Annotated in this window: 27 protein-coding genes, 2 tRNA genes and 1 pseudogene; 20 read left to right on the top strand and 10 right to left on the bottom strand. The window is 69.3% G+C overall.

Features of this window, described 5'->3' with window-relative positions; translation table 11 throughout:
* From EK403_RS22310 to EK403_RS08865, 11 genes and pseudogenes are all read left to right on the top strand, one after another.
* Nucleotides 1–640: pseudogene (locus EK403_RS22310) on the top strand (hypothetical protein); the annotation flags it as partial.
* Between the two features lie 318 nt (nucleotides 641–958).
* On the top strand, nucleotides 959–2,251 hold the full coding sequence (gene murA, locus EK403_RS08820; RefSeq protein WP_128777132.1) for a UDP-N-acetylglucosamine 1-carboxyvinyltransferase: 1,293 nt from the start codon (nucleotides 959–961) through the stop codon (nucleotides 2,249–2,251).
* 394 nt (nucleotides 2,252–2,645) lie between these two features.
* Nucleotides 2,646–3,092, top strand: a complete 447-nt coding sequence (locus EK403_RS08825; RefSeq protein WP_128777133.1) for a DUF2948 family protein — start codon at nucleotides 2,646–2,648, stop codon at nucleotides 3,090–3,092.
* Nucleotides 3,093–3,099: 7 nt separating this feature from the next.
* Nucleotides 3,100–4,398 carry a histidinol dehydrogenase gene (gene hisD, locus EK403_RS08830; RefSeq protein WP_128777134.1) on the top strand — a complete coding sequence of 433 codons (1,299 nt, stop codon included), beginning with the start codon at nucleotides 3,100–3,102 and terminating at the stop codon, nucleotides 4,396–4,398.
* A 15-nt stretch (nucleotides 4,399–4,413) separates the two neighbouring features.
* The gene (locus EK403_RS08835) at nucleotides 4,414–4,902 is read left to right on the top strand and encodes a UPF0262 family protein (protein WP_128777135.1); all 489 of its coding nucleotides are present in this window, start codon (nucleotides 4,414–4,416) and stop codon (nucleotides 4,900–4,902) included.
* A gap of 7 nt (nucleotides 4,903–4,909) precedes the next feature.
* A complete protein-coding gene (locus EK403_RS08840) occupies nucleotides 4,910–5,377 on the top strand; it encodes an arsenate-mycothiol transferase ArsC (RefSeq protein WP_164919547.1) in 468 nt (155 codons plus the stop codon).
* Nucleotides 5,378–5,695: 318 nt separating this feature from the next.
* Complete coding sequence (gene infA / locus EK403_RS08845; protein WP_128777136.1) at nucleotides 5,696–5,914, top strand: translation initiation factor IF-1; 219 nt, start codon at nucleotides 5,696–5,698, stop codon at nucleotides 5,912–5,914.
* A 45-nt stretch (nucleotides 5,915–5,959) separates the two neighbouring features.
* The gene (locus tag EK403_RS08850) at nucleotides 5,960–6,586 is read left to right on the top strand and encodes a Maf family nucleotide pyrophosphatase (protein WP_128777137.1); all 627 of its coding nucleotides are present in this window, start codon (nucleotides 5,960–5,962) and stop codon (nucleotides 6,584–6,586) included.
* Between the two features lie 4 nt (nucleotides 6,587–6,590).
* Complete coding sequence (locus tag EK403_RS08855; RefSeq protein ID WP_128777138.1) at nucleotides 6,591–6,806, top strand: DNA gyrase inhibitor YacG; 216 nt, start codon at nucleotides 6,591–6,593, stop codon at nucleotides 6,804–6,806.
* A 28-nt stretch (nucleotides 6,807–6,834) separates the two neighbouring features.
* Nucleotides 6,835–7,431 (top strand): sulfotransferase family 2 domain-containing protein, encoded by a 597-nt coding sequence (locus EK403_RS08860; RefSeq protein WP_128777139.1) that lies wholly within the window; start codon nucleotides 6,835–6,837, stop codon nucleotides 7,429–7,431.
* Between the two features lie 196 nt (nucleotides 7,432–7,627).
* Nucleotides 7,628–7,703: transfer RNA gene (locus EK403_RS08865), tRNA-Phe, on the top strand.
* 171 nt (nucleotides 7,704–7,874) lie between these two features.
* Here the strand turns inward: EK403_RS08865 and EK403_RS08870 are convergent.
* A complete protein-coding gene (locus EK403_RS08870) occupies nucleotides 7,875–8,363 on the bottom strand; it encodes a hypothetical protein (RefSeq protein WP_128777140.1) in 489 nt (162 codons plus the stop codon).
* A 652-nt stretch (nucleotides 8,364–9,015) separates the two neighbouring features.
* Here EK403_RS08870 and EK403_RS08875 point away from each other — a divergent pair.
* On the top strand, nucleotides 9,016–9,339 hold the full coding sequence (locus EK403_RS08875) for a DUF6665 family protein (protein WP_245479597.1): 324 nt from the start codon (nucleotides 9,016–9,018) through the stop codon (nucleotides 9,337–9,339).
* Nucleotides 9,340–9,376: 37 nt separating this feature from the next.
* Here the strand turns inward: EK403_RS08875 and EK403_RS08880 are convergent, their stop codons facing one another.
* Both EK403_RS08880 and EK403_RS08885 read right to left on the bottom strand, forming a co-directional pair.
* Nucleotides 9,377–11,431, bottom strand: a complete 2,055-nt coding sequence (locus EK403_RS08880; protein ID WP_128777141.1) for a calcium-binding protein — start codon at nucleotides 11,429–11,431, stop codon at nucleotides 9,377–9,379.
* Nucleotides 11,432–11,779: 348 nt separating this feature from the next.
* Nucleotides 11,780–12,382, bottom strand: a complete 603-nt coding sequence (locus EK403_RS08885) for an alpha-ketoglutarate-dependent dioxygenase AlkB (protein ID WP_128777142.1) — start codon at nucleotides 12,380–12,382, stop codon at nucleotides 11,780–11,782.
* 285 nt (nucleotides 12,383–12,667) lie between these two features.
* On the opposite strand from EK403_RS08885, the gene dnaK reads away from it, so the two are divergent.
* The 3 genes from dnaK to EK403_RS08900 all read left to right on the top strand — a co-directional run bounded on the left by dnaK (nucleotide 12,668) and on the right by EK403_RS08900 (nucleotide 16,547).
* Complete coding sequence (gene dnaK / locus EK403_RS08890) at nucleotides 12,668–14,587, top strand: molecular chaperone DnaK (RefSeq protein ID WP_128777143.1); 1,920 nt, start codon at nucleotides 12,668–12,670, stop codon at nucleotides 14,585–14,587.
* A 108-nt stretch (nucleotides 14,588–14,695) separates the two neighbouring features.
* Nucleotides 14,696–15,826, top strand: coding sequence for a molecular chaperone DnaJ (dnaJ, locus tag EK403_RS08895; protein WP_128777144.1), 1,131 nt, complete (start codon nucleotides 14,696–14,698; stop codon nucleotides 15,824–15,826).
* 97 nt (nucleotides 15,827–15,923) lie between these two features.
* The gene (locus EK403_RS08900) at nucleotides 15,924–16,547 is read left to right on the top strand and encodes a class I SAM-dependent methyltransferase (protein ID WP_128777145.1); all 624 of its coding nucleotides are present in this window, start codon (nucleotides 15,924–15,926) and stop codon (nucleotides 16,545–16,547) included.
* Nucleotides 16,548–17,342: 795 nt separating this feature from the next.
* On the opposite strand, the gene rpoH is transcribed toward EK403_RS08900, so the two are convergent.
* Both rpoH and EK403_RS08910 read right to left on the bottom strand, forming a co-directional pair.
* A complete protein-coding gene (rpoH, locus tag EK403_RS08905; protein ID WP_128777146.1) occupies nucleotides 17,343–18,224 on the bottom strand; it encodes an RNA polymerase sigma factor RpoH in 882 nt (293 codons plus the stop codon).
* Between the two features lie 193 nt (nucleotides 18,225–18,417).
* On the bottom strand, nucleotides 18,418–19,464 hold the full coding sequence (locus EK403_RS08910) for an RluA family pseudouridine synthase (protein ID WP_128777147.1): 1,047 nt from the start codon (nucleotides 19,462–19,464) through the stop codon (nucleotides 18,418–18,420).
* Here EK403_RS08910 and EK403_RS08915 point away from each other — a divergent pair.
* From EK403_RS08915 to EK403_RS08935, 5 genes are all read left to right on the top strand, one after another.
* A complete protein-coding gene (locus EK403_RS08915; RefSeq protein ID WP_128777148.1) occupies nucleotides 19,463–19,840 on the top strand; it encodes a DUF6476 family protein in 378 nt (125 codons plus the stop codon). The genes EK403_RS08910 and EK403_RS08915 overlap by 2 nt on opposite strands.
* A gap of 87 nt (nucleotides 19,841–19,927) precedes the next feature.
* Nucleotides 19,928–20,003: transfer RNA gene (locus EK403_RS08920), tRNA-Glu, on the top strand.
* 316 nt (nucleotides 20,004–20,319) lie between these two features.
* Entirely contained in the window at nucleotides 20,320–20,688 is a 369-nt protein-coding gene (locus EK403_RS08925) for a type II toxin-antitoxin system HicB family antitoxin (RefSeq protein ID WP_128777149.1), read from the top strand.
* Between the two features lie 450 nt (nucleotides 20,689–21,138).
* Nucleotides 21,139–21,441, top strand: a complete 303-nt coding sequence (locus EK403_RS08930) for an EF-hand domain-containing protein (RefSeq protein ID WP_128777150.1) — start codon at nucleotides 21,139–21,141, stop codon at nucleotides 21,439–21,441.
* Between the two features lie 326 nt (nucleotides 21,442–21,767).
* Nucleotides 21,768–22,394: a hypothetical protein gene (locus EK403_RS08935; protein WP_128777151.1), complete on the top strand. Its 627-nt coding sequence runs from the start codon at nucleotides 21,768–21,770 to the stop codon at nucleotides 22,392–22,394.
* Here EK403_RS08935 and EK403_RS08940 read toward each other — a convergent pair.
* The 5 genes from EK403_RS08940 to EK403_RS08960 all read right to left on the bottom strand — a co-directional run bounded on the left by EK403_RS08940 (nucleotide 22,295) and on the right by EK403_RS08960 (nucleotide 25,886).
* A complete protein-coding gene (locus EK403_RS08940) occupies nucleotides 22,295–22,852 on the bottom strand; it encodes a hypothetical protein (protein ID WP_128777152.1) in 558 nt (185 codons plus the stop codon). The two genes, EK403_RS08935 and EK403_RS08940, sit on opposite strands and share 100 nt — an antisense overlap.
* Before the next feature lie 61 nt (nucleotides 22,853–22,913).
* Nucleotides 22,914–23,852, bottom strand: coding sequence for a YncE family protein (locus tag EK403_RS08945; RefSeq protein ID WP_128777153.1), 939 nt, complete (start codon nucleotides 23,850–23,852; stop codon nucleotides 22,914–22,916).
* Nucleotides 23,849–24,364 (bottom strand): SRPBCC family protein, encoded by a 516-nt coding sequence (locus EK403_RS08950; RefSeq protein WP_128777154.1) that lies wholly within the window; start codon nucleotides 24,362–24,364, stop codon nucleotides 23,849–23,851. Before EK403_RS08950 ends, EK403_RS08945 begins: the two co-directional genes overlap by 4 nt.
* Nucleotides 24,364–25,332 (bottom strand): vWA domain-containing protein, encoded by a 969-nt coding sequence (locus tag EK403_RS08955; protein WP_128777155.1) that lies wholly within the window; start codon nucleotides 25,330–25,332, stop codon nucleotides 24,364–24,366. The genes EK403_RS08950 and EK403_RS08955 overlap by 1 nt, the downstream gene beginning before the upstream one ends.
* A complete protein-coding gene (locus EK403_RS08960; protein ID WP_128777156.1) occupies nucleotides 25,329–25,886 on the bottom strand; it encodes a hypothetical protein in 558 nt (185 codons plus the stop codon). Before EK403_RS08960 ends, EK403_RS08955 begins: the two co-directional genes overlap by 4 nt.
* Nucleotides 25,887–26,045: the final 159 nt, after the last annotated feature.

The following is a 26,045-nucleotide window of genomic DNA, read 5'->3' on the forward strand; positions in this document are numbered from 1 at the left end:
ATGGACCGTCGCCGCGGTCTTCGCCGTCGCCTGCGCCATGACGCTCTGGCAGGTGCGCTGCGCGAGCCTCGCCTTTACGGTCGGAGCCGTGCTGCTGCCCGCTGCGGCGCTCGCCATCGCGCGGAACGGCGGGGCGCTCCGGCTCTGCCTCGCGACGGCGGGGCTTTCGCCGGCGCTGCTCGCGCTCGCCGGACTCGGCCTCGCGCAGACCGCAGGGCTTCGAACCACCGTCACCGAGCCCCCCGCGGGCCGGCTCTGCCCGGTCGCGGACTACCGGGCGCTCGCCGCCGCGGCGCCGGCCGGACGCGCGCTGAACACGATCGATTCCGGACCGTTCCTGCTCGCTCACACGCCCCTCGAGGCGATCGCCGGGCCGTATCACCGGAATGTCGGGGGGATCACGGCGGCGCTCGACGCCTTCGGCGGCAGCCTGGAGACGGCGCGGGCGGTCGCGGTCTCGCGCGGCGCCGACCTCGTGGTGTTCTGCCCGACCGACGGCGGCGCGCTCCGGGCCGCCAAGGCCGACCCGGACGGCTTCGCGGCGGCGCTGCTCTCCGGCCCCACGCCAGACTGGCTCGCGCCGATCGATCTCGGGCCGCAGTCAAAGCTCAAGGCCTGGCGGGTCGCGCCCGGACGGTGACGCCCCCTTTCGCGCCGCCGCCGCCCGCCATACCCTTGCGCTCATGACCGCCGACGGCCGCTCTCCCCAAAAGCCCGCGCCGCGCCGCTCGGCAGAGGCCGAGGCTCGCGAGGAGGAGCGTCGAAAGCGGCTCGCCGCCGCGCTCCGCGAGAATCTGCGCCGCCGCAAGACGCCCGCGCCGGGCTCCGGCCCCGGCCCCGCGGGGAGCGGAGAGCAGGACTGACGCGACCCGTCGTTGTGCGCAGGCGGCGCTTGGGCTAGACCGCGACGCTTCGCGCTCCCGTCACATTGGCGACGCGCCGCCCCCGAGGAGGCCCCATGGACCGCATCCGCATCGTCGGCGGCGCCGAGCTCAACGGCCGCATCCCGATCTCCGGCGCCAAGAACGCCGCGCTGCCGCTGATGATCGCGAGCCTGCTGACGCCCGAGACCCTGACGCTCGACAACGTGCCGCGGCTCGCCGACGTGACGCTGCTGAAGCGCATCCTCGGCAATCACGGCGTCGAGGTGACGGTTGCGGGCAAGCGCGCGACCCAGGACGAGTTCGAGGGCGACACCGTCAAGCTGACCGCCGGCGAGATCGTCGACACGACGGCCCCCTACGACCTCGTCTCCCGGATGCGGGCGAGCTTCTGGGTGATCGGCCCGCTGCTGGCCCGCATGGGCGAGGCCAAGGTCTCGCTGCCCGGCGGCTGCGCGATCGGCACGCGGCCGGTCGACTTCTTCCTGACGGGCCTCAAGACGCTCGGCGCCTCGATCGACATCGAGGGCGGCTACGCGCTCGCCAGGGCGCCGTCCGGCGGCCTCACGGGCGGCCGCGTCACATTCCCGAAGGTCTCGGTCGGCGCGACCCATGTGATCCTGATGGCGGCCTCGCTCGCCAGGGGCGAGACCGTGATCGAGAACGCCGCCCGAGAGCCCGAGATACGGGACCTCGCCGACTGCCTCGTGAAGATGGGCGCGCGGATCGAGGGCGCGGGCGCGTCGACGATCCATGTCCAGGGCGTTCCGGCGCTGCACGGCGCCGAGCATTCCGTGCTCCCCGACCGGATCGAGACCGGCACCTATGCGATGGCGGTCGCGATGACGGGCGGCGACATCCTGCTCGAGGGCGCGCGGCGCGGCCTCTTGGACGCGGCCTTCGACGTGCTGGCCGAGGCCGGCGCGACGGTGACGGAGACCAATGAGGGCGTGCGCGTCGCCCGCAACGGCGCCGGCATCTCGCCCGTGACGGTGACGACCGCGCCCTATCCGGGATTCCCGACCGACCTGCAGGCCCAGCTGATGGCGCTCGCCTCGCGTGGCGCCGGGCGCTCGTCCATCACCGAGACGATCTTCGAGAACCGCTTCATGCATGTCGCCGAACTCGCCCGGTTCGGCGCCCGGATCTCGCTCGACGGCGACACCGCGACCATCGAGGGCGTCGACCGGCTGAACGGCGCGCCCGTGATGGCGACCGATTTGCGCGCCTCGGTCTCGCTGGTGATCGCAGGCCTCGCGGCTGAGGGCGAAACCATCGTCAACCGCGTCTACCATCTCGACCGCGGCTTCGAGCGGCTGGAGGCCAAGCTCTCCCGCTGCGGCGCGACCATCGAGCGCCTGACGGGGTGAAAGCCGTCGGGTCGACAAAGCAGCGATTGGCCGGGTCATCATGGTCGAATTCGCAAAGGACGATACTGGTTATCTGAACTGGGTGTTGGATCACCCGGACGGATTTGTTCTCAACGCCCGTCGCAGGCGTGATCCGACATACCTCGTCCTTCATCGCGCTTCCTGCCGGTCAATCTCAGACCTCGGTCGCGAGGCAGGCGCATATACGGAGCGCGGGTATCGGAAAATCTGCGCGGAAAATCTTGGTGAGCTTCGAGACGCCGCTAGGCGTGAAGGCCGCTCCGATGGATCATTCTCTCGTTCTTGCGGCATCTGCCGACCGACTGGCGAGTTGCCGTAAGGCCCTCGTATCGCTACCTGTGCTCGGCTCCCACCGACACCTTCGCGCCAGCCGATGCCCGATCTCGCCTCCGACGCCCCGCTGAGACTCGTCGCCCTCGACCCCGAGGATCTCGAGATCCTGTCGGCGCATCTCCAGGATTTCGTCGCGCGCGTGGGCGACCTCGCCTGGCTGCCGCGCGAAAAGCGCTTCGCCTTCGTGGGCAACCGGATCGACCGACGTGTCGACGGCGAGGTCAGGCGGCGTCGGACGGCCGGACATTTCGACCGCGTGACTAAGGTGAGCGCCCGAGGCGTCGACCGCTCCCAGGCCGACACGGTGCTGAACCTGCTCGCCGTGACCTTTTCGCCCGCCGAGGAGCCGTCCGGCGCGGTCGAGCTGCACTTTTCCGGCGGCGCGAGCCTCAGGCTCGATGTCGAATGCATCGAGGCCCAGGTCGTCGATCTCGGCCCGGTCTGGGCCGCCAAGGCCGCGCCCGCCCACGATCTCGACGAGGCTTGAATTCAACATGGCGATCCGGCTGTCCGCCAGGGATTCCGATTTCGAGGCGCGCTTCGCGGCGCTGCTCGCCCAGAAGCGTGAGGTCTCGGAGGATGTCGACCAGGCGGTCGCCTCGATCCTCGCGGATGTGCGCGCGCGCGGCGACGCGGCGGTGATCGAGTATTCGAAGCGGTTCGACCGCATCGACCTCGACGCCGTCGGCATGAAGGTGAGCGCCGGGGAGATCGCCGCCGCCAGGGCGCAATGCGACGCCGAGACGCTCGGCGCCCTCGCTCTGGCCCGCGACCGCATCGAGGCGCATCACAGCAGGCAGCTTCCGACCGACGAGAGCTATGTCGACCCGATCGGCGTCGAGCTCGGCCACCGCTGGACGCCGCTCGACTCGGTCGGGCTCTACGTGCCGGGCGGCACCGCGGCCTATCCGTCCTCGGTTCTCATGAACGCCGTGCCGGCCAAGGTCGCGGGCGTCCAGCGCCTCGCCATGGTCGTGCCCGCGCCGGACGGCCGGCTCGCGCCGCTGGTGCTGGCGGCCGCCGAGCTCGCCGGCGTCGACGAGATTTTTCGCATCGGCGGCGCGCAAGCCGTCGGCGCGCTCGCCTATGGCACCGAGACGATCGCGCCGGTCGCCAAGATCGTCGGCCCCGGCAACGCCTATGTGGCGGCGGCCAAGCGCCGGGTGTTCGGCACGGTCGGGATCGACATGATCGCCGGCCCCTCCGAGGTGCTGATCGTGGCCGACGGGACCGCGAACCCCGACTGGATCGCGGCCGACCTGCTGGCGCAAGCCGAGCACGACGCCTCGGCGCAATCGATCCTGATCACCGACGACGACGAGCTCGCCTCCGCGGTCGAGGCCGCGGTCGAGCGCCAGCTTGGCGTCCTGCCGCGCAAGGACATCGCCGGCGCGAGCTGGCGGGACCATGGCGCGGTCATCGTGGTGCGGGCGATCGCGGACGCTGCGCCGCTCGCCGACCGGATTGCGGCGGAACATCTCGAGATCATCGCCGAGGACGGCGACGCGCTGTCTAAGGCGATCCGCCACGCCGGCGCGATCTTCCTTGGCGGGCACACGCCGGAGGCGATCGGCGACTATGTGGGCGGCTCGAACCACGTGCTGCCGACCGCCCGCACCGCGCGCTTCGCCTCGGGGCTCGGGGTGCTGGACTTCCTCAAGCGAACCTCGATCCTGCGCTGCGGGCCGGAGCAGCTGCGCGCCATCGGGCCCGCCGCGATCGCGCTCGGCGAGGCCGAGGGGCTGCAGGCCCACGCCCGCTCGGTCGCGATCCGCATGAATCCCGGCGGCTGACAGGGCGAAGCGGCGATGGCGGAGGGCGGCGCGAACTCCACCGACCGGCTTGTCGCCGTCACGCTCGACCAGGACTCGATCGGCTACGCCGCCCCCGATGTCGAGCACGAGCGGCGGGTCGCGATCTACGACCTCGTCGAGGAGAACCGCTTCGCGCCCGAGGGCGGCCATGAGGGCCCGTTCGCGCTGAGAATCTCGCTCGTCGACCAGAAGCTCGCGCTGCAGATCATGAGGGAGGGAGGCGACGAGGTGATGACCCACCTGCTGTCGCTTTCGCCCTTCCGGAAGATCCTGAAGGACTACTTCCTGATTTGCGAGAGCTACCGCAACGCCATCAAGACCTCGAGCCCGAGCCAGATCGAGGCGATCGACATGGGCCGGCGAGGCCTGCACGACGAAGGCGCCGAGGTGCTGCTGGAGCGCCTCAAGGGCAAGATCGCGATCGACCACCCGACCTCGCGCCGCCTGTTCACGCTGATCTGCGCGCTGAGCTGGAAGGGCTGAGGCGCGCATGGCCGAGGGCGGCGCCCCGGAGGCCTCCCGGCCCCATTCGGTGCTCTTCATGTGCGGGCAGAACGTCATCCGCTCGGTCGTGGCCGAGGCGCTGGCCCGGCATTATTTCGGCCGCTCGCTCTATGTCGCCTCCGCGGGCGTGAGGCCCGGCGAGAACGACCCCTTCGTGGCCGCGGTGCTCGACGAGATCGGCCTGTCGGCCGGCAAGCACCGGCCGCACACGATCGACGATCTCGAGGACCTCAACTTCGACCTGATCGTGACGCTCGCGCCGGAAGCCCACCACGCGGCGCTCGACCTCACGGCCCGCTACCCCGTGGAGGTCGAATACTGGCCGGTCATGGACCCGACCATGTTCGAGGGCGGCTCGCGCGAGCAAACCATGGAGGCCTATCGCGCGATGCGCGACACGCTCGACGACCGCATCCGCGACCGCTTCCGCTTCGCCTCCAAGGCGAGGGTGTGAGGGCGCCACGCTTCAGCTCCCTCTCCCGCTTGCGGGAGAGGGAGGCTTCGACGGGCCGCCAGACCTCTCGTCAGGCGCCGCCGCGCCGGTCTTCTGCGACAGGACGCAAGCTGCTGCGCTTGGCGCCGCCGCGCATCGCGCCTATCTTTGGGTTTCTTGGGGCATCCCGAACGGCTCGACCGCCGCGCACCGGCCGGCGTCGCGGGCGGCGTTGTTGTTTACGCGGGCGCTTTCGGCTATCAGGCCCCGACTTCTTGAATGACCCGCGGATGACGCGCCTTGCGGCCGCCGGCCCGCGCCGAACGACATCGAGACCACATGTCCAAAGAAGAACTGCTCGAATTTCCGGGCACGGTGATCGAACTCCTGCCGAACGCGACCTTCCGCGTGAAGCTCGAGAACGACCACGAGATCATCGCCCACACGGCCGGCCGCATGCGCAAGAACCGCATCCGCGTGCTCGCCGGCGACAAGATCCTGGTCGAGATGACGCCCTACGACCTGACCAAGGGCCGCATCACGTACCGGTTCAAGTGAGTCGCCGCGCTTTCGTCCAGCCGGGCGGCCTATGATCCGCGTCCGATGACCAAGGAACGCCCCAAGCTCATCCTCGCCTCGGCGAGCCCGCGGCGCCTCGCGCTGCTGGAGCAGATCGGCGTCCAGCCCGACCTCCTTCTGCCCGCCTCGATCGACGAGACCCCGCGCCGCAACGAGCGGCCGCGCACGCTTGCGCTCAGGCTCGCCGAGGAGAAGGCGCGCGCCGCCCAGCGGCTTGCGAGCCACGACGCGGCGCTCGCCGGCGCGCGGATCTTCGCCGCCGACACCGTTGTCGCGGTCGGCCGCCGCATCCTGCCCAAGGCGGAATCGGCCGAGGAGGCGGCGGGCTGCCTTCAGTTGCTCTCCGGTCGCGCCCACCGGGTCTCCACCGCAATCTGCCTGACCACCGCGAGGGGCGCGTTCCGCAGCCGCGTGGTCGAGACGCGGGTGCGGTTCAAGCGGCTCTCCGACTCCGAGATCGACGGCTATCTCGCCGCCGGCGAATGGCGCGGCAAGGCGGGCGGCTACGCGATCCAGGGCCTCGCCGGCTGCTTCGTGGCGAAGCTCACCGGCTCCTACGGCGCCGTGGTCGGCCTGCCGCTCTACGAGACCGCGAATCTGCTGGTCGGCGAGGGCTTCCCCATCCATCGCGACTGGCTGGACCGGGCCTGACGCCATGACGGACGCGCCCGCCCGCCGCGAGCGGCCGCCGCGGCCCTGCCCGATCTGCAAGAAGATGTCGCTGCCGCAATATCACCCGTTCTGCTCGCGGCGCTGCGCCGACGTCGACCTGTCGCGCTGGTTCAGCGAGGTCTACGCGGCTCCGGCCGAAGAAAAAGAAACTGACGACGAAGCGCCGCCGCCCGCCCCGCGGGACGAGCCGGACGCCTGATCGCCTTGCGCCGAGGGCGAGGGGTCCCATGATCGTCTGCGAACGGCGGAAGCTGGTCTTCCTGCACATTCCGAAGACCGCCGGCACGAGCCTCGGGGAGGCGCTGGGTTTTGGCGCGCAGATCCCCCATCGCCACGCCGTCAACGTCTCGACCGCGCGCCGCTACCCGGACTTCCTTCGCTTCTGCTTCGTGCGCAACCCGTGGGACCGCGCGGTCTCGGCCTTCCTCTACTCCAGGCGCATGGCGGCGCGCGGCGTTTTCAACGGCGATCCGGCGCGGGACTTCCTCCGGGAACGCGGCGACGTCGATTTCCGGACCTTCGCCGCGGGCTTCCTGACGCGCGCAGCCGCCGCCCAGAGCCTGCATTTCCGCGAGCAGACGCACTGGATCCGCCGCGGCGAGCCGCAATTCATCGGCCGGGTCGAGCGGATGGCCGCCGACGTCGCGCTGCTCGCGAGGCTGATCGGCGAGCCGATCGAGATCCGCCGCTCCAACGAATCGTCGGCCGAGCGCCCCTATGCGGCGCATTACGACGCGCCGACGCGCGAGCTGGTCGGCCGGATCTACCGCAACGACGTCGCGCTGCTGGGCTATGACGGCGTCGGCGCCTCCGGCCAGCGCTGACTTGCTCGCCGGCTCGGGCGCCGTGGCGTAGGTCTTTCCCTCCCCTTTGAAAGGGGAGGGAGACCGCGCAGGTTTCTGAAACGCCGGGGCTGATCGGCCCTGCACAGTCCCCTGGCCATCCAAGCGCCTGCTGGACAGGGTTTTGGCGAGCCCCTATAAGGCGGCGCGCTTCGGGTCGAGCCTCGCTCGCCCAGACGCCCGGGTAGCTCAGTTGGTAGAGCAGCGGACTGAAAATCCGCGTGTCGGTGGTTCGAATCCGCCCCCGGGCACCATGTCGCCGATGGACCATCGTTAGGCTTTTCGGCGCTTCCCGCCTCGTGCGGCGGAGCGGCCGAGCCGGTCCAGCTCCCTATCGGGTTTTGGTCAGGCATGCCCGTCCTCGCGCGGCGCCAGTCCGAAGCTTGCCGCCACGCGAGGATCGTCTGCCTGCGCGACGGCGCGGCTCAGGCGCCCTGCTTCAGCCTCGTATTGCATTGCGAGTAATAGCCGCCGCCCTTCGCGATCCAGTTGGGCTGTTCGACGCCCTTTTCCTTGTTCGCCCGATACTGGTCGAGACAGGTGTGCATCCGCGCCTTTCCGGGCGTCTCGCTCGCATATTTGGGCGACACGTCGGACGGAAACGCGACCTTTCCCGACACAGTCGTCTTCGGCGCCGCAGTCTTTTCGGTCGTCGCCTTCGGCGAGGCCGACGGTTTCGGGCCGGCCTTTTCGGCCGCCTGCTCGGCGGCGGCGGCGTCCGCCTCGGAGGCGTCGTCGTCCGCGCATTCCGCCTTGCGGAATTCGTTCCACTTCATGCCCTTCAGCGCGCCGGCCTCTTTCGCGGCCTGATATTTCGCGCTGCATTCCTTCATGGTCAGCGCCTCGGCGGAGGCGGGCATGGCCAAGGCCGCCGCAAGCGCGGCGGCGGAGCAGAGGCTCAGATGTCGAAACATGGCGTGGGTCCCTCCCTGGGGCGGCCGGCGGCCGCTCAAGCGCCCCGGCGGGCGATGCGTTCCGCCGAAGCGTGACGTAGGCACGCGACAGGCGCGCCGTCCCTGCGCGCGTCCGGATGATCGGGGCCTCCCGTCACGCCGCGCAAGAAGGCGGCTGCAAGGGAGCCGTCGGGGCTCTGCCGGTCGACCGCGTCGGGCAGGTCGGAAGCCAATTGCTCGAGAAGGAGCGGCAATGGTGGGAAGAGCTGAAGGTCTTCGCTAGGAACAGACAACGAAAGCCGCCCTTCCCACTGTGAGCCTGGTCCTCCGCTGATCCCATCCAAGCGCTCCGCCCCCCGGCGCCATTTCACTCAGGCGCCCTTGGCCCTCCACGCGAATCGGCTCACGCGCGGTTGCCGAAGGCTTGCGCCCGGCGCAAGACCGGCGGGAACAATCCGGCGTCTGGCGATCCTTTCCGCGCTGACATGCCTACTGTCCGCCTGCGCCGCCCAGCGTCCGCCTGCCTCGGCGCCCGAGCCGCCCGCCGGACAGGTCGAGATCGCGTGCCCGCGCGACGGCGCGCCGCTGTCCTGCGCGGGCTCAGAGGAAGAGGCGGCCCGCTCCGCGCGGGCGGGCCTGCCCGCGCCTTGAGCCAAGCCGCGCGGCGCGCCACATGGCGGCGATGTCCCTGAGACCTCCGCGGCGCCCGGACGCCGGCTTCCCTCTGCGCGCAGGCGTCGATGAGCTCGCGGTCGAGATCATGGCCGAAAAGGCGAGCGCGCTGGAGCGCGCCGGCCGCAAGGCCGAGCAGTCGCTCGCGACGCTCGCCGCGGCCGCGCGCGAGGATCCGGCGAGGGCCCCGCTCGTGCGGACCGCCGCCGACGCGCTCTACGCCTATCTGATCCAGCGAGAGCTGATGGGGTTCCGCCGGCACGCCGACGTGTTCGAGCGCCTCAGGCCGCCGCCCGAGGTGGTCGCGAAGCTCGGCGCGCGCTGACTGCGGGCGGCAGGCCGAACCCGCCGCCCGCTATCCGTCAGACCAGGAAGTTGTCGCGCGACATGTCGTCGAGGTCGACGCCGATCAACGTCACCTTGACGGCCGTGTCGCCGCCGAGGACGAGCTCGACCACCACGTCGTCGCCCTTCTGCTCGGCAGCCGCGAACAGCTCGCCGGGCGTGTCGAACTTGTTTCCGAAGTTAAGGAACTGGAGCAGATCGCGCCCGGCTTGGAAGCCGAAGATCACATCCGAACCGTCGCCCTCGCGGAACACGAAGGTGTCGCGCTCGAGGCCGCCCGTCATGGTGTCGGCGCCGCCGCCGCCGTCGAAGGTGTTGCGTCCGTCGCCGCCCTCGATGGAGTCGGCGCCGGCGCCGCCGCTCATGAAGTCGTTGCCGGCGTCGCCGCGGATCGTGTCGAGACCGTCGCCGCCAATGAGCGAATCGTTGTCGTCGCCGCCGAACAGCGAATCGTTGCCTCCGCCGCCGTCGACCGTGTCCTTTTCGGTCCCGCCCGACAGCGTGTCGTCGCCGGCGTCGCCCGAAAGGCTGTCGCGGCCGAGGCTGCCGCCGAAGATCGAGTCGTTGCCGGCGCCGCCCGAGATCGTGTCCTTGAAGATCGATCCGCCGAAGCTGTCGTTCTGGCGGGTGCCCTCGCGGTCCAGCCATTCGTCGAGCGGCTTGCCGAGCGAGACGACGTCGCCGTTCTCGAACGTCATGCGCTCGACCAGGACGTTCTGGCCAGTGCCGTTGCTGTATTGGCCCGACACGGTGATCTGCGAGGAGCCCCGCACGATCACGAGGCTCGTGCCCTCGACCCTGACGTCGAGGTCGGCCGGGCGGATGCCCTCGCCGAACTGGATCGTGTCGCGGCCCTGGCCGAAGCTCTCGAAGATCGAGTCGATCCCAAAGCCCAGATCGAACACATAGGTGTCGTCGCCCGCGCCGCCGCCGAGCTGGTCTGCGCCGCCGCCGCCGGTGATCAGGTCGTTGGCGTCGCCCGAGAAGATCGAGTCGTTGCCGCCCGCGCCGTCGATCGTGTCCTTGAAGATCGAGCCGTCGAAGCGCTCGGCCGCGCTCTTGCCGATACGGGTGATCCAGTCCTTGTCGACCGACTTGATGTTGAGGTCGGGGTCGGCGTCGAACGCGATCGTCTCGAACAGCGCGTTCTGGCCCGTGCCGTTGGCGAACTGGCTGTTGAGCGTGATCCGGTTGTCGCCGCGGTCGATGATCAGCGACGAGCCTTGCACGAAGATCGACAGGTCCTCGCGGTCGACGCCTTCGAGGAACTCGATGACGTCGCGGCCGCCGTTGAAGCCCTCCGACACGCTGTCGACCCCGAAGCCGCCGGCGAAGAGATAGGTGTCGTTGCCGTTGCCGCCGGACAGGAAGTCGTTGTCCTTGCCGCCGGTCAGCGTGTCGTTGCCTTCGCCGCCGAACAGATTGTCGTTGCCGGCCTTGCCGTCGAGCGTGTCCTTGAAGATCGAGCCGGTCAGCGACTCGCCGAGATTGGTGCCGGAGCGGATCAGCCAGTCGGGATCGACCTTCGAGACGTCGATCGCCGGGCCGGTGTCGAAGCGCACCTCGCGGACCGGCGTCGAGGAGCCGGTCCCGAGCGCGTACTGGTTGTTGATGAAGATCGAATTGTCGCCCTGGGTGATGATCAGGTCGTCGTTCTCGATCCGGAACTTGACCCGGTCGCGGTCGACGGTGTCGAGGAACTCGATGACGTCGCGGCCCGTGACGGCCGACGGATTGACGAAATCCGCGCCCCAGTTGCGGCCGAACACATAGGTGTCCGTCCCCTCGCCGCCGGCCAGGTTGTCGTTTTCCGAGCCGCCGATCAGCGTGTCGTTGCCGTCGCCGCCATTCAGGTTGTCGGCCCCGGAGCCGCCGTCGATCAGGTCGTTGTCGGCGTCGCCATTGATGCCGTCATTGCCGCCGCCTCCGGAGAGCGTGTCGTCGCCCACGCCGCCGGCGATGAAGTCGCTGTCCTGCCCCGGACGCGCATTGGGCGGATCGCGGGTGACGCCGGCCGAGACCTGGTCCGGCGTGATGGTGTCGTCGCTGCCCGTTCCGGTGAAATTGGCCATGGCTCTGCGCCCTTTTTCTGCATGACCAGGCCAAGTGATCGACCTGTCATCTTCTTCTGTTGTCCGACGTTCCGGTCTTCGAGGACTCGCATCTCGCGACTGCGCAAATTGTACGCAAACAATTTTGTACTTGAAATTACAGCGCGCCGCGGACGATGTGATCAGATGATCAAACTATCCACGGCGTTCAATTATTCAAAAACCTTTGCACGACTATAGACTTGGCAAGCAAGCTGTCAACGCGCTTAGGTATCTGCCAACCAGCCTAGCGTCGTCATCGCTCATTTGAATGACGTCGCTCGACGATGCTGGCCGCCGGGCGAGCGAGCGGCGGCGGCGTCCGAGGCGTCAGCGGTCCGACGGCCTCGTGACCCGGCGGAGCGTGAGATTGACGCGTCCGCCGTCGGGCAGCAGCGTCGACGTGCCGGCGATGATCCGGTCGACGCCGTGGAAGGCGAGCCGGCTGTCGCCCATGAGCGCCATGCCGTCGCCGGAGGCGAGCCGGAACGACCGGGTCGGGTCGGAGCGCCTCGCGCCGCCGATGCGGAACAGCGCCGTGTCGCCGAGCGACAGCGACACCACGGGCGCGTCGAAATCCTGCTCGTCGCGGTCCTGGTGGAGCCCCATGCGGGTTCCGGGCGCATACCAGTTCACGAGGCACGCCTCGGGCGGGTGCGGATAGCAGCCGATGTCGCCCCACGCGCGGAGCAGGATGTCGGGCATCGCAGGCCAGGGCCGGCCGGTCGCGGGATGCGTCGCCTGATACCGGTAGCCGCCGTCGCGGTCCGAGACCCAGCCGAGCGGTCCGAGATTGCTCATCCTGACCGAAAAGGGTTTTCCCGTGCGCGGCATCGCAGGGACGAAGAGCGGCGCGGCGGAAAGCGCGGCGCGCAGCGCCTCGAGCAGCGCGGCCTGGTCTTGAGCCGAGAGATAGCCGGGCGCGAGCTTCATGAGAGGCGAACCGTGCTGCGTGGGGCGACGAACCTGTGGCCGGCGCGGCGTTTGTCGACCTAGACCGCGCCCGGACGCTCGAACCGCCTTTCCGGCGTGAGGGCCTCACGGCCGCGTCATCGTCCGCCTTGCGGCTCGAAAACCCCGTCCTTATATACCCGCCGACCCGCTGGGAAGGCGGGAAACTCAAGGGACCGAAGGGTTGCGGGCGTCATGATGGACGCTCGCGCTAGGCCGCTTCGGGGCCGTCCGGTCCGCTTAACGGGAAGATGAGGACGTAAACACATGGGCAAGGTCATCGGGATCGATCTCGGAACCACGAACTCCTGCGTCGCCGTGATGGACGGCTCGACGCCCAAGGTGATCGAGAACTCGGAAGGCGCCCGCACCACGCCCTCGATCGTGGCGTTCGCGGACGGCGGCGAGCGGCTCGTCGGCCAGCCGGCCAAGCGCCAGGCGGTCACCAATCCCGACAAGACCTTCTTCGCGGTCAAGCGCCTGATCGGCCGGCGCTTCTCCGATCCGACGGTCGAGAAGGACAAGAAGCTCGTCCCCTACAAGATCGTCGAGGGCGACAATGGCGACGCGTGGCTCGAGGCCGACGGCAAGAAATATTCGCCGTCGCAGATCTCGGCCTACACGCTGCAGAAGATGAAGGAGACCGCGGAGGCCCATCTCGGCCAGAAGGTCGACCAGGCGGTCATCACGGTCCCGGCCTACTTCAACGACAGCCAGCGCCAGGCCACCAAGGACGCCGGCAAGATCGCGGGCCTCGAGGTCCTGCGCATCATCAACGAGCCGACCGCGGCCGCGCTCGCCTACGGCCTCGACAAGAAGACCTCCGGCACGATCGCGGTCTACGACCTCGGCGGCGGCACCTTCGACATCTCGATCCTCGAGATCGGCGACGGCGTGTTCGAGGTGAAGTCGACCAATGGCGACACCTTCCTCGGCGGCGAGGACTTCGACATGCGCCTCGTCGGCTACCTCGCGGACGAGTTCAAGCGTGAGCAGGGCATCGACCTCAGGAACGACAAGCTCGCCCTCCAGCGCCTCAAGGAGGCGGCCGAGAAGGCCAAGATCGAGTTGTCCTCGGCGAGCCAGACCGACATCAACCTGCCCTACATCACGGCGGACGCGACCGGCCCGAAGCATCTCGCGCTGAAGCTCACAAGGGCGAAGTTCGAGAGCCTGGTGGACGACCTGATCCAGCGCACGATCGAGCCCTGCAAGGCGGCGCTCAAGGACGCCGGCGTCTCGGCCGGCCAGATCGACGAGGTCGTGCTGGTCGGCGGCATGACCCGCATGCCGAAGGTCCACGAGACCGTGAAGCAGTTCTTCGGCAAGGAGCCGCACAAGGGCGTCAACCCCGACGAGGTCGTGGCGATCGGCGCGGCGATCCAGGCCGGCGTGCTGCAGGGCGACGTCAAGGACGTGCTGCTGCTCGACGTCACTCCGCTGTCGCTCGGCATCGAGACGTTGGGCGGCGTGTTCACGCGTCTCATTGACCGCAACACCACGATCCCGACCAAGAAGAGCCAGGTGTTCTCGACGGCCGAGGACAGCCAGTCCGCCGTCACCATCCGGGTCTTCCAGGGCGAGCGCGAAATGGCGGCCGACAACAAGCTGCTCGGCCAGTTCGACCTGGTGGGGATTCCTGCTGCCCCCCGCGGAGTGCCTCAGATCGAGGTGACGTTCGACATCGACGCCAACGGCATCGTCAATGTCGGCGCCAAGGACAAGGCGACCAACAAGGAGCAGCAGATCCGCATCCAGGCGTCGGGCGGCCTCTCGGACGCCGATATCGACAAGATGGTCAAGGAGGCCGAGGCCAACGCCGCTGAGGACAAGAAGCGCCGCGCGCTCGTCGAGGCCAGGAACCACGGCGAGGCGCTGATCCACTCGAGCGAGAAGACGCTGGCCGAGCTCGGCGACAAGGCCCCGGCGGGCGACAAGTCGGCGATCGAGGCCGCGGTCGCGGATCTCAAGACCGCGCTCTCGGGCGACGACGTCGAGGCCATCCAGGCCAAGACCAACGCGCTCGCCCAGGCCTCGATGAAGCTCGGCGAGGCGATGTACGCCCAGGGCCAGGGCGGCGCGGCCGACGCCTCCGGCTCGGAGGCCTCCAGCGGGGCGTCGGAGCAGAAGGACGACGTCGTCGACGCCGACTTCGAAGAGGTCGACGACAAGAAGAAGTCGGCCTGACCGCCGACTGATCCGCATCCGGCCCCCGCCTCGCCGCGGGGGGCCGTTCCTTTCCAGAAAGGAGGCCGGCGGCGTCCGGCTCCCCCAGGAACCAGATCCCCGCCCCCGATGTCCCGCACCTGTTTCTACGAGACTCTCGAGGTCGAGCGCACGGCGGACGACGCCGAGCTCAAGGCGGCCTACCGCAAGGCCGCCATGCGATGGCACCCCGACCGCAATCCGGGCGACGAAGCCGCGGAGGCGCGGTTCAAGGAACTGAACGCCGCCTATGACTGCCTGAAGGACCCGCAGAAGCGCGCGGCCTATGACCGCTTCGGCCACGCGGCCTTCGAGAATGGCGGCTTCGGCGGCGCGGGGCCGCGCGGCGGCCCCGATATGTCGGACTTCATGTCCGACATCTTCGAGAGCTTCTTTGGCGACGGACGCGGACGCGGCGGACGCGCCTCAGGCGGCCGCGAGCGCGGCGCGGACCTCCGCTACAACATGGAGATCACGCTCGAGGACGCCTATGCGGGCAAGACCGCACAGATCCGCATCCCGACCAGCGTGACCTGCGAGGCCTGTTCGGGATCGGGCGCCAAGCCCGGCTCCAAGCCCCGCCAGTGCCCGACCTGCGGCGGCGCCGGCAAGGTGCGGTCGAGCCAGGGCTTCTTCCTGATGGAGCGCACCTGCCCCGGCTGTCATGGCCGCGGCCAGATCATCGACGACCCTTGCGCGGACTGCGCGGGCGCCGGCCGCGTCACCAAGGAGCGCACGCTTGAGGTCGCGATCCCGGCGGGCGTCGAGGACGGCACGCGCATCCGGCTCGGCGGCGAGGGCGAGGCCGGCCTGCGCGGCGGGCCGACCGGCGACCTCTACATCTTCCTGTCGATCGCGAGCCACGCGCTGTTCCAGCGCGACGGCGCCGATCTCTACTGCCGCGCCCCGATCCCGATGACGACCGCCGCCCTCGGCGGCTCCTTCGAGGCGCCGACCATCGACGGCGGCCGGACCCGAGTGAAGATCCCCGAGGGCACCCAGACGGGCATGCAGTTCCGCCTTAAGGGCAAGGGCATGCCGATCCTGCGCTCGAAGGAGTTCGGCGACATGTACATCCAGGCGACCGTCGAGATCCCCCAGCGCCTCACCGCCCGCCAGCGCGCTCTGCTCGAGGAGTTCGCCGCGGAGGCCTCCGAGGCGAACCATCCCGAGACCAGCGGGTTCTTCTCGCGGGTCAAGGAGTTCTTCGGCAGCGCCTGACCAAGAATCCGGTGCGATTGTTGCGGGCCGGCCATCGCCAATTCGTCGAACGCGCGCTAAATGTCCTACGCCGCGTCATCGGAGTTCTCCGGTCTCCATGCTCGAACCCGCAAGACGGACCTCGCGCCTCGCCGACGGCCGGGGCAAGCGCATCGATCTCGCGGACGAGGCGCGATTCCTCAGATCCTGGCTCGACAAGCCGCTGGTGACGGGCGCGGTCAGCCCGTCCGGCAAGGCGCTGGCGCGCATGATGGCGCGCTATGTCGACCCGACCCAGCCCGGCATGGTGCTGGAGATCGGCCCCGGCACCGGCCCGGTGACCGAGGCGCTGATCGAGCGCGGGGTGGCCCCCGAACGGCTGGTGCTGATCGAGTTCAACCCGGAATTCGTGCCGCTGCTCGAGCGCCGCTTTCCGGGCGTGACCGTGGTGCGCGGCGACGCCTATTCGGCGCGGCAGACGCTCGAAGGCCAGCTCGACAAGCCCCTGACCGCGACGGTGTCCAGCCTGCCTCTCCTCACCAAGCCGGTGCGCCAGCGCGTCCAGTTGCTCGACGACTGTTTCGACATGTCGCGGGTCGGCGCGCCCTTCATCCAGTTCACCTACGGACTGGTGCCGCCGATCCCGCGCGAGGCGATCGGCCTCACCACCGCGGCCGGCTCGCCGCGCGTCTGGCTGAACCTGCCGCCCGCCCGGGTGTGGATCTACCGCCGGCCGGCCTGAGCCTTTCCGGGCCCCGAAACGCCGCCGCCATGTCCCGGCCTCGAGCCGGGACCCATTCGGCGCGGCGCGCGCCGAAGCAGGCTCCGGGCGGCGTCGCGCTCCTGCCTGGACCGGCCGAGTCCGATGGGTCCCGGCTCAATGCCGGGACATGAAGGCCGCGCAGCGACTCGGGTATAGGATTATTTTCTTTACATCGGCCTCGTTCTGAGGCAGCATCGTGTCGCCTTCTCCCATCCATGGAGGCGTCGTCGGGCCGTCCGGCGGCGCGGGAGGAGGGCGGAGCCTGCGGCGGGAGGGACCGGCTCACCCGCCCCGGGACCAGAGTCAGGGGCGGACCGGAAACGGTCCGTCGGCAACACGTCATACCCCCGGCACTACGACCGGGGCGTGTCAAGAGCGTCTGACCTATCCGAAAACCGTGCCCGGGCGCCGCAGGCGCCGCCACACTACACACGCATCGAGGCTCCTGCGGCGACCCGCGCCTCCAAATGCACGCTGTTTGACATCGCCGGATTGACCGTAACTCCGAAGCCGAGAGCGCTCGGAGCGATCCGTCGCGCCGACAATGTTAGCCGAGACGCCACGCCGCCGTCATTCCGGGCTTGTCCCGGAATCCATTATCACCGCGTATCCAATAGCTTGGCAGGCTCAGAGGCAATGGATCCCGGGACAAGCCCGGGATGACGGTCGCGTTTCCGCAGATCGCCGGAACCGTCGAGCCCAATGGGTCCCGGCTCGAGGCCGGGACATGGGGGCGGTGCGGAGGTGACCGGCGGAGCGTCCGCCGGTCCCCGGTCAGGCGTGGGCTTCGATCGCCGCGACGTTCTTGCGGACCGCCGCCTGGACCTTCTCGAAGGCCCGGACCTCGATCTGCCGCACGCGCTCGCGGCTGACGTTGAACTCGCCCGACAGCTCCTCGAGCGTCAGCGGTTCGTCGGCGAGACGGCGCGCCTCGAAGATTCGGCGCTCGCGGTCGTTGAGGACCTGGAGCGCGCCGGCGAGCGCCTGCCGGCGATGGTCGAGCTCTTCCGTGTCGGCGAGCCGGGTCTCCTGGCTGTCGCTCTCGTCGACCAGCCAGTCCTGCCACTCGGACGAGCCCTCGTCCTCGCGCAGCGGCGAGTTCAGCGAGGCGTCGCCGCCGAGCCTGCGGTTCATGTCGACCACGTCGGTCTCGGTCACGCCAAGCCTTGTCGCGATCTGCTTGACCTGGTCGGGCCTGAGGTCGCCCTCGTCGAGCGCCGAGATCTGGCTCTTCGCCTTGCGCAGGTTGAAGAACAGCTTCTTCTGGTTCGCCGTGGTGCCCATCTTCACGAGCGACCAGGAGCGCAGGATGTATTCTTGGATCGAGGCGCGAATCCACCACATCGCGTAGGTCGCTAGCCGAAAACCCTTCTCGGGCTCGAAGCGCTTCACGGCCTGCATGAGGCCGACATTGCCCTCGCTCACGACCTCGCCGATCGGCAGGCCGTAGCCGCGATAGCCCATGGCGATCTTGGCCACGAGCCTCAGATGGCTGGTGACGAGCCGATGCGCGGCGTCGCGGTCGCCATGCTCCCGCCAGCGCTTGGCGAGCATGTACTCTTCCTGCGGCTCGAGCATCGGGAATTTGCGAATCTCGTCGAGATAGCGGCTGAGGCCGCCGTCTGAGACGAGGATCGGAAGTGCGGCTGACGCCATATGAGCGCCTCCTTGGAGACAGAGGCCCCCGCGGGACTGCGGCGGACCCGGGACGCGACCGCTCTCATGAGCCGATCGCTTCGATAGACTTATACCGCATTACGGCTTCCGTGCGATCATCGTTACGCGAGCAGCGGCCGTTGCGAATTTGCATGGGAAAGGGCGGAACGCTCCACCCCTCCATGCACGCGCGCTAAGCCATGTCCCTGCGCGAGTCTCGCAACGCCGCCAGAAGCCGTTCGAGCTCCGGCGGCGGAGCGCTCTCGAACAGCATGGCCTTGCCCGTCCTTGGGTGCGCGAAGCCAAGCGTCGCGGCGTGCAGCGCCTGCCGGCCGAGCGCCTTGAGCGCCGCCCCCGCCTCCTCCGACAACCGCGAAGCCTTGGTGCGGTGTCCCGGGCCATAAACGTCGTCGCCCACCAGAGGGCTCCCGAGCGAGGCGAGATGCACGCGGATTTGATGGGTCCGGCCGGTCTCCAGCCGGCAGGCGATGAGGCCGGCGTCGGCCGCGGGATAGCGCTCCAGCGTCTCCCAATGGGTGATCGCCTCGCGGCCGTCGGAGCGGATCGCGATCTTCTCGCGATTCCTCGCGCTCCGCCCGAGCGGAGCGTCGATCACGCCACGGGGGCGATCGGGCGGGCTCCAGACCAGCGCCAGATAGCGCCGCACCAGCGGCCCGGTGCGGCCGTGGTCGGCGAACTGGGCGCTGAGCGCGCGGTGCGCGGCGTCGGTCTTCGCCGCGACCATCAGGCCGCTGGTGTCCTTGTCGAGCCGGTGGACGATCCCGGGCCGCGCCACCCCGCCGACGCCTGACAGGCTCGCCCCGCAATGCGCGATCAGCGCGTTGACCAGCGTGCCGTCGGCGTGGCCGGCGGCGGGATGGACCACGAGGCCCGCCGGCTTGTCGATCACGATCAGGTCGCGGTCCTCATGCACCACGACGAGGGGGATGTCCTGCCCGATCGGGCCCGCGGGCTCCGGCGGCGGCAATTCGACGACGATCTCGCCCGGCCCCTCGCCTGCGTTGATTTTGGCCGAGGGGTCTTCTAGCGTCCGGCCCGCGGCCGAGACGCGGCCCGAGCGCATCAGCGCCTGGATGCGGGCGCGCGAAAGCTCGGGAAGCCGCGCGGCGAGCAGGCGGTCGATCCGCTCGCCGGAATCCTCGCGCCGGAGCGCGACGACGAGGCGCGCGGACGGCGCGGCGTCGTCTTCGAGGTCGGCGTCTTCAAACGGGACGGACATGGCGGCGCCTGGCGAAACGAGCTCGGCCTTCGGGCTGGCGGAGGACGACGACCCGAGGATCCGCCGCGTCTATCAGCGGCTGAAGGTCCTGACGATCGTCGCCGCGCTCACCATGGGCGTCGGTTTTCTGGCCGTGATGTCGGTGATCGCCTACCGGGTCGTCAAGGCGCCGCCGCGCGCCGCAGCCGCCGCGCCGAAGGTTTTGGCGCTGCCGGCCGGCGCAAAGGTCCTCTCGACGACGGCGGACGGCGGCCGGCTTCTGGTGACGATCGAGGCGGGCGGGCGCACCGTCGTCCATGTGTTCGACGCCGGCACGCTCGCCGAGACCGGCCGGCTCGACATCACGCCCGCCCCGGGCGCCCCGCCGCTCCGCTAGGCCGCGGCGCCTTTCCCGCCGGATCGGCCGCCGCGGCGCTTGAAGGCGGGCGGCGGGCCGTCTATAGACTGCGGCCTTCCGCTCGCGGCTCCCATCGTCTAGCGGTCTAGGACGTCGCCCTCTCACGGCGAAAACAGGGGTTCGAGTCCCCTTGGGAGCGCCAGGAATTTCAAGCACTTAGCTCATCGTCCAGCGCGAGCCGCTCAGCCCGCTCGAGGTGACGTCTGGCGCGCAGACGTGCCAGCGCACCAGCTTGACCCCGCACGAGGCGGCGGAGGGTCGAAGATCATGCCGACACACCGGGAGAGATCGATGCGCTCGTCGGATCTGCAACCGCCGCATTCGCAATCTGGCGAACTGGGTGCGGCGTTCGCGGATGCGGTACCACTTTGGAGGGGCTCACTGCTTCGAATGTGACACTTGTTGGCAGTTCTGCCGCTTGGTCGAATAGCTTCGACCAAGCGGCTAGGAGCGCCGTCATGAAGTGCGTGAGCACCAGAAAGGTCGACTATGTTGGGATCGTGGAGGTAAGTGACGAGAAATTCTACGTCTGGTTTCCGGACGTTCCCGGAGCTTTCACCGGCGTCAATCGAGTCAGCGAGATCCCGGCCAAGGCCACGAAGTCTCTCTATATGCGGCTAAAATGGCTCGAGCAGCACAACGAGCCCCTACCCTCCGCCCGGTCTCTGACAGAGGTCCTTGGGGACCCCGTCGTCACGCTGTCCATGGCGGACAGCGTGGATTTCACCGTCGCCATCAGCGTGTCGATAGTGACTGAGACGACAAGCGTCGTGGCGCCCCTCCCGGACTGGCAGATGGGCCACGGACGAGACCGGATGCCCAACTGACGTCTGAAGGCGCTCGGCGGACGTCATGGCCTTGCGCTCGCCAGATTGGGCTCCGCCGACGTGCTGGCGGCGCAGGACGGCTCGCTGCTCGTCTCCGACGACTACAACGGCGCAATCTACAATCAGCTGCGCCCGCTGAGCCAAGCGCCGGGGGCGGCATGCGTCGCGCGTCCCCGCCGCCACGTCCCCGCTAGGTCCGGGCGAGAAGACAACAGGATGGCGGGGCGGCGGCTCCTGCCAGCGGCACGGGCGTCCGTGGGCTCTCGCCCGACCTCGCAAGGACCTCCGCCGCACGACGCGACTGCCAGTGTCTCCCGGAGGAATTGGGAAGATCTTCCATTGATTTAGCTTCGCCAGTAGGCGTCCGATACGATGCCGCCAAAAACCGGCGGCGGGACCGTCGCCCGCAATGGAGACGTCCGACAAACGACGTATTGGGGAGAAGACGCAATGACCAAGACCTTGGTCGCTTTCGCTTCAGTTCTGCTGCTTTCGGGAACGGCCGCCATCGCAGCCGAGTGGCCCGCCTTCAACAAGCTCGACACCGACGGCAACGGGCAGATCGACCGCATCGAGTATCAGAAGAACGTTGGAGCGCTGAAGATCGAGTATGCGCCGAACTTCGCGGCGATGGACGACGACAACAACAATGGGGTCGATGAGGACGAATGGGTCTCGGCGGAAAAATTGACGAAGAGCTACACCGCGCGATGCAGAGAAGCCTCGGCTTCGTGGTGTAAGGACGCCAAGTAAGTCTCTTCTTGGGGGCCGAGACCTCGCTCGAAACCCGGCGGGCGACTTCCGGGTTTCGGGCGACGCGGCTCCAGGGAAATCATCCGGTGAGCCGGATTGACGCCCTCTGCGCTGCTGGCGGCGGTCCGGAGGCTGGTCTCCGTCTATTGATTTTCATTACTCGCCGATTTTATTGACCAGATCACAGGACAAATCTTCCTCCTCGCCGGTTACACTTTTCCTGTGCAAAGAAAGTCATAATAAACAAATTCAATGTCGAAAATCCTGAGCATAAATTTGCGGAAGTACGACTGGCCGGAGGCGCGGCTCCGGCCATATGGGCGGCCATGATCGGGGCAGGCTCCAGACGCGTCGCGCTCGTCGCCTTGGTCGGTGCGCTGGGGGCGGCCGCGGCGGGGCTGGCCCTCTGCGCCCGAGGCGCGCCGCCGGCAGAGCCCGGCCCGCCCGCCGCTGACAGCGGCCCGCGCCAGACCGCGCTCTATTGCCAATTCTATGTCTTCGTCGAGAGCCGGCCCTTCGTGGCCTTCCTGCTCGAACAGGCGCCCGACGACCCGGCGCTTTACCGCCAGGTCTATGTCGCCAAGGCCGACGGCGACCGCACCGACTACAACGCGCTTGCGGGACGGCGGCCCGAATGGCGGCTCGACCAGACGGCCGATCCGCCGCGCCTGGACGCCCGGGTCTCCGTGCCGGATTCGAGCCAGGCCGGCCTCGGCGAGCAGGAGATCGCGATCGAGCTGCGCGGCTTCGACGCCGCCCGCGCGGGCGACGCCTGGACCGAGGCGAGCCTGAAGAGCGTCTACTACCAGAACCTGCCCGGGAAATGCCGGCGCGCCGCGCCGCCGGCCCCCGATCAGCGGTCCGAACGCGGCGCGTCGAGAGCGGCCACGATCTTGCCGACCGAAGCGTCGCGCAGCTTCACGGCGTCGGCCTCGGACTTGGTCAGGATCTGAACCGACATCATGCCGGACCGATCCGCGTCGAAGATCGTCGTCATCGCGGCGGCAGTCCCCTGCGGACAGCTGCCGAGGCTCTCATACTGGATGCGGCGCTCGCCGAGCCGGCGCACGTCGAAGGACTTGAACGTGCAGCCGGTCGGCCTCATCGATTCCTCGGTCGCGTAGCGGTAGCTCTTCATCGTCTTGTCGGGGTCGGCCACGACCTCCTTGACGTAGTCGGGCGAGGGCCTGGCCTGGCCGATGCCCACGACGCCGCGGCCGCCGCAGGCGTCGGTCTCGCAGACGAAGGTCACGCCTTCCTCGCCGACCTGCTTCTTGACCCAGCCGGGCCCGATCTCACCCACCGCGACGGTCACGTCGATCGGCGCGAGATCTGCGGCGCGCTGGGCCGAGGCCGCAGTCGCGAGAGGCAGGCCGAGGACCGCAAGGGCGATCATTGGGGCGAGGCGCATGGCTGTTCTCCAGTCTTGTGTCTTGTCGGCGCCGGACCTCCGGGCCGAAGCGCTTGGGGTGTCACTGCGTCACGACCACGAGATTGCGGGGGCCGCCCTCCGCCGGGAGGGTCCCGGTCACGCGGGCGGCGTCGAGGTCGACGAGCGAGACCGTGTCGTCCATCCAGTTGGCGACGGCCGCAGTCCTGCCGTCGGGGGCGATCGAGACGCCTTCCGGATAGCTCCCGACCTTCACCCGGGCGGTCGCCTCCAGCATCTCGGCGTCGACGATCGCGAGCGCCGAGTCGTGCTGCAGCGTCACTGCGATCTTGCGCCCGTCCGGCGTGACCGCGACCCCGTAGGGCATCCGGCCGACCGCGACGCGCTTGATCTCGCGGCCTCCCGCGACGTCGATCACCGAGAGGTCGCCGCTCTGGACGTTGGCCACATAGAGGCGCGCGCCATCAGGCGACAGCGCGAGCGCGAACGGCGCCTTGCCGACCTTGATCTTCTGGGGCTCCCCCGCTGACCCCAGATCGAGGACGCCGACCGCGTCCTCCTCGCGGACCGCCACGAAAGCGCGGCCGCCGGACTTGTCGAGGATGATGGCCGCGGGCGATTTGCCGACCTTGGTTTCCCCGACCGTCGCGCCGGTCAGCACGTCGAGCTTGATGACGACGCCGCGCGTCCAGTCGGTGAGATAGAGGAATTCGTCGGTCGCCGCAGCCCCGAAGGGCTGGCCCTTCACCGGAAAGCGCGCCGTGATCTGACGCGTGACCGCGTCGAGCACGGTGACGCGGCCGTGGTCCGGGTCTGTGACGTAGAGCGTGCGCCCGTCCGGCCCGATGGCGACGCCGGCCGGAAGGTCGCCGACATCGACGTAGGCGGCTGTCCCGCCCCCGACGGGCAGGAGGCGCACCACGCCTCCCGTCTGTCCCACGACCGCGACCAGGGTCTCGTCGGCGGACACGGCCGGCGCGGCGAGCAGCGTCGCGGCGCAGAGGAGGGCGCGAAGCCTCACCCCTGGCCCTCCGCCTTCTTCTTGAGCCCCTCGAGGCCCGCCTTGAAGAAGTCCGACAGGATCTTGACCGCGGCTGCGTCGTCCTTGCCCTCCGGCGGCTCGTTTGAGGTGTCGAGCCGGTAGCCGCGGCCCTGCCAGACGACCTCCGAGCCGCCGCCTCCCGCCGTCACCTTTATGGTCGCCGAATAGGAGCTGACCGGGAACGCGTCGCCGCCTTCGTTTGAAAGCCGGTAGCCGAGCGTCATGGAGCCGTCGTCGCTTTCGTCCTGGCTCTCGACGAGCTCCGCGCCGCCCTTCACCTTCAGCGTGCGTTCGCCGTCCTTGACCTCGGCCGACTCCACCATCGGATGCCAAGCCTTGATCCCCCCGAAATCCTTGACCAACGCCCAGACCTTGGCGGGCTCGGCCTTGATCTCGATCTTCTCCTCGACCTTCTGAGGCGTCGGCCCATGGGCGAAGGCGAGAGCAGGCGCGGCGAGCGAGAGAACGGCGGCGAGGGCGAGACGACGCATCAGGCGACTCCTTGGAAAGCGGCGCGCCGTCGGCGAAAGCCTGCCGCGAGCGGGGCGCCATAGAGGACAGCGAGCGCCACGAGCGCCGCTGCGGCTGGGATGAAGGACAGGTCGACCGCAACCTCGATCGGTCGCGGCTTCGCATTGGACTCGATCGCCTCCGCCAGGGCCTCCGGATCGCCGAGCCGGGCGTAGCCGAGGCCGGTAAGCCCCGCGATCTGGCGCAGATGGTCGTCCTTGACGGAGGTCAAGTGCTCGTCGCCCTCCGGCATCTCGCCGAAGGGGGCGTTGCGGGGGTTGTAGCCGGGCAGGTTCTCGGCCCCCTCGGGCGGGGGACCCAGACGCGAGGCCTGCGGCACGTCGGACATCGAGAAGAAGCCGGACTCGCGTCCGAAATCGTCATATTTGGGGATCGGCACGGGCTGCGTTCCGCCGACGCCCACGATCAGCCCCTTCACGCGGTCCTTCTCGACGTCGAAGCGCTGCTCCATGTCGGTGCGGACCGGCGGGGCCTCGTGGCCGTCGGTCACGAACATGACGTCGGCGCCGATCGGCTTCGTCATGTCGATCGCGCGCTGGAGGCCGTCGGCCACGCGACTGTCGCCCTCCCAGGCCATGCGCCAGTCGAGGCCGCGGATCGCGCCCTCGATCGCCGCGAAGTCGCGGCAGACGTCCATCGGCTCGAACAGCAGGAAGACGCGTCGCTCGCTGAACACGCCGAGCCCGAAGCGCGAGCCGCAGGGCAGGCGGCCGATCGCGGCCGGCAGGCGTTCCTTGACGGCGTCGAGCCGGCTCTGCGGCGCGCCGTTCGCCTCGTAGTCACGTGCGTTCATCGAGCCGGTGATGTCGACGAAGCCCACGACGTCATAGGTCGACCGCTCGGCGCGGATCTCCGGCTGCAGCGCTGCGCCCGCGCTCAATGCGAGTGCGGCGCCGATCGCGAGCGTGCGCCAGTCGGGCCGCCTCACGGCAGCCCCCGCGGACGGCCGGGAAGGTCCGTCCAGAGCTTCTTGGGCTGCGCCTTGGTCTCTTCCTCCCCGCCCTCGAATTCGGGAAAGTCGCGGACCAGGCGCATCACGACGTCGAGATTGTAGCGGGCGTCCCAGAAGTCGGGATCGGCCCTGAGCGCCGAGCGGAACGCGTCCTTGGCGAGCCGGACCTCGGGAATCGCCTTGTCGATCTGGCTCGACTCGATCGCCCCGACGGCCCGGCGCGCCCGCGCGTTGCCGACGTCGTAGTAGAACCGCGCCGCAATCTTCGGCCCGCCGCGCTCGACCAGAGGGCCGACCAGCGACTGCGCCTCGTCGATCCGGTCGCGTGCGAGCAGGAAATGCGCGCGGGCGAACAGCAGCTCGCCGCTCGCGTCGTCGGGGGGCGCGACGTCGCGGCGCGAGGCGAGCGCGTCGAACACCGCCCGCTCGGCGCGCTCGCCCTGCAGCGTCCACAGCGCCGAGCCGAACCAGCCGAGCGCCGCGAGGAGCAGCACGACGGGGACGATGCCCTTCAGGAGCCCGAGCCTCATGACGCGGCGCTCCCCAGAGATCGCCGCGGCTCTTCACCTCTCCCCACTAAGGAGAGGTCGCGAGGGGAAGCCGAGCGGGTGAGAGGGCTCAGAGCTGTCCGGAAAGGGCGACGCCCCCTCACCCGGCCCTGCGGGCCGACCTCTCCCCGCCGGGGAGAG

Source organism: Hansschlegelia zhihuaiae (assembly GCF_004103825.1).
GTDB lineage: Bacteria > Pseudomonadota > Alphaproteobacteria > Rhizobiales > Methylopilaceae > Methylopila > Methylopila zhihuaiae.